The sequence below is a fragment of the Vulcanococcus sp. DEBay_Sum22DG08_74 genome (assembly GCF_017852955.1).
In the GTDB taxonomy this organism is placed as follows: Bacteria; Cyanobacteriota; Cyanobacteriia; order PCC-6307; family Cyanobiaceae; genus Vulcanococcus.
Window position 1 is genome coordinate 1 of sequence record NZ_JAFMKL010000157.1, and the last position, 2,872, is coordinate 2,872.

Here is a 2,872-nt window from a genome sequence, read left to right on the forward strand (position 1 = left end):
GTCTCGCGGTTGTAGCGAGCACCCTTGCAGACGTCGCACTGGACGTAGACGTCAGGCAAGAAGTTCATCTCAATGACATTCACGCCCTGGCCGCTGCAGGCTTCGCAGCGACCGCCCTTGACGTTGAAGCTGAACTGACCGACGGCGTAGCCGCGAGCCTTGGCCTCGACCGTCGCGGCAAAGACCTGACGGATCGGATCAAACGCTCCGGTGTAGGTCGCTGGGTTGGAGCGAGGCGTGCGGCCAATCGGTGATTGGTCAATCACGATCACCTTGTCGATCGCCTTAATGCCCTTGAGGTCCTCGACCCCAGCCGGGAAGGGGACTTTCATGCCGAGCTTGTGCTCCAGCGCGGGGTGCAGGAGCTCGTTGACCATCGTGCTCTTGCCGCTGCCGCTCACCCCGGTCACACAAACCAAACGGCCCAGGGGGAACTCCACGTCAAAACCGCTGAGGTTGTTGCGCGCACAACCCACCAGCGTGAGCTTGCGAGAACCATTGGCGCGGCGCTCCGCGGGGGTCGGAATAGCCCGCCGACCACTCAGATAGGCACCGGTCAACGACTCCTCAGCAGCGAGCAGCGTTTCGAAGTCGCCCTCGGCAACGATCTTGCCGCCATGGACCCCAGCGCCCGGGCCGATGTCGACGATGTAGTCAGCGGCGCGAATCGTGTCCTCGTCGTGCTCCACCACGATCAAGGTGTTGCCCAAATCCCTGAGCTTCACCAGGGTGTTGAGCAGCCGGTCGTTGTCGCGTTGGTGCAAACCGATGCTGGGCTCATCGAGCACGTAGAGCACGCCCGTCAGACCTGCACCGATCTGGGTGGCCAGCCGGATGCGCTGGGCCTCACCACCGGAGAGGGTCATCGCCGGACGATCCAGGCTCAGATAGTCCAGGCCCACGTCCAGCAGGAACTTCAGACGCATGCGGATCTCCCGCAGCACCAGATCACCAATTTGAATTTGGCGGGCGTTGAGCAAAGCCGGACCCTCAACCCCCATCAGCTCCTCAATGCGGCGCAGGCTCTCGCCGACGCTGCTGTTGGTCAGCTCATGGATGCGGTAGGGACCAACCCGAACGGCCAGGGCCTCGGGCTTGAGTCGCAGACCGTGGCAGGTGGAGCAGGGCACCAACTCCAGATACTTCTCCAGCTTCTGGCGAATGGACTCGCCACTGGCATCACGCAGCTGGCGCTCGAGGATCGGCAGGATCCCTTCGAACGGCCGCAGATAGGTCTGGTTTTTCTTGTAGCGGCTGTCGGCCTGGATGGGAATCGGCTCCCTTGAGCCATTGAGCAGCACGTCGTGCTGTTCCTCCGTCAGCTCATTCCAGGGGGTCTTGATCTCAAAGCCAAAGGCCTCTCCCACCGAATAGAGCAGAGAGAAGTAATAGGAGTTGTCCTTTTCTGCCCAAGGGGCCACCGCCGCATACACCGGCAGCGAAGGATCCGGGATCACCCGCTCTTTGGTGAATTGGCGCAGGTGTCCAATGCCGTGGCAATCCGCGCAGGCGCCATAGGGACTGTTGAAGGAGAACAGCCGCGGCGAGAGCTCCTCCATCACCGCCCCGTGAACCGGGCAGGCGAAGTTCTCGGAATAGAGGCGCTCCTTCTCCACCTCGGGCGGAAGCTCTTCACCGGACTTCGGCACCACCTCCACCAGGGCCAAGCCATCTCCGCGCTTGAGGGCGGTGCGGAGGGAATCGGTCAGGCGCTCCTGAATGCCCTCGCGGGCCACCAGGCGATCCACCACCACTTCAATGTTGTGGGAGTGGTTCTTGTCGAGCTCGATGTTGTCGGCGAGTTCGCGCACCTCACCGTTGATGCGCACCCGGGCAAAGCCCTCGGCCACTAGGCCGCTCAGCAACTTGACGTGGGTGCCCTTCTTGCCACGGACGACGGGCGCCAGGAGCTGGTAACGGGTCCCCTCCGGCAAGGTGAGGATCTGGTCGACCATCTCATCGATCGACTGGGGCCGAATCGAGCGATCGCACTCGGGGCAGTGGGGTTCCCCTGCGCGACCGAACAGCAGACGCAGATAATCCTGAATCTCCGTGACCGTTCCCACCGTGGAACGGGGGTTGTGGCTGGTGGATTTCTGGTCAATCGAGATCGCCGGAGAGAGGCCCTCGATCGCGTCCACATCAGGCTTGTCGACCTGGCCAAGGAACTGACGGGCATAGGCCGACAGGCTCTCGACGTAGCGGCGTTGCCCCTCAGCAAAGATCGTGTCGAAGGCCAGGGAGCTCTTCCCGCTGCCGCTCACCCCGGTGAAGACCACCAGCTGGTTACGGGGGATCGTGACGTCGACGTTTTTGAGGTTGTGCTGACGGGCACCCCGCACCCGGATCACATCCTCCAAGGAACCGCCGTTGAGGGCCTGAAGCGCAGCCTTCTCGTTCACGCTTTTGGCGAGGGCGCGGGGCATCCAGGCGGCTCTAAGAGGGGTGGAGTCTAGGCAGCGCGTTTGAGCAGGCTGGCCGCGTAGCTCCTGGTCTCACCGAAATCACCACCAGCCAATTCCGCCAGTTCCGCCTGCCGAGCCTGAGTGTCCCGCAGTTGGGACACTCGCGTGTGGGTCATCCCGTCCCGCACCTCCTTCGCCACCTGGAAGTGATGGTCCGCAGCAGCGGCGACCAAGGGCTGGTGGGTGACGCAGAAAACCTGGCGCTGTTGGGCCAAACGCTGCAGCAGCTCCGCCATGGCACCACTGACTCGGCCGCTGACACCGGTGTCGATCTCATCGAACAGCAGGGTGACGTGCTGATCCGCCGCGGCCAGGCAGGTCTTCAACGCCAAGAGAAAGCGCGACATCTCACCGCCTGAGGCCACCTCAGACAGGGGAGCCAACGGCTGCCCGGGGTTGGCGGAGAA

The 2,872-nt window shown here is 63.2% G+C and carries 1 protein-coding gene and 1 pseudogene; both read right to left on the reverse strand.

Features of this window, described 5'->3' with window-relative positions:
* Nucleotides 1-2,426 (reverse strand): excinuclease ABC subunit UvrA (gene uvrA / locus QZ184_RS11070; protein WP_296419656.1); only part of this gene is annotated, 2,426 nt, incomplete at its 3' end.
* 26 nt (nt 2,427-2,452) lie between these two features.
* Nucleotides 2,453-2,872, reverse strand: a pseudogene (locus tag QZ184_RS11075) (DNA repair protein RecN); the annotation flags it as partial.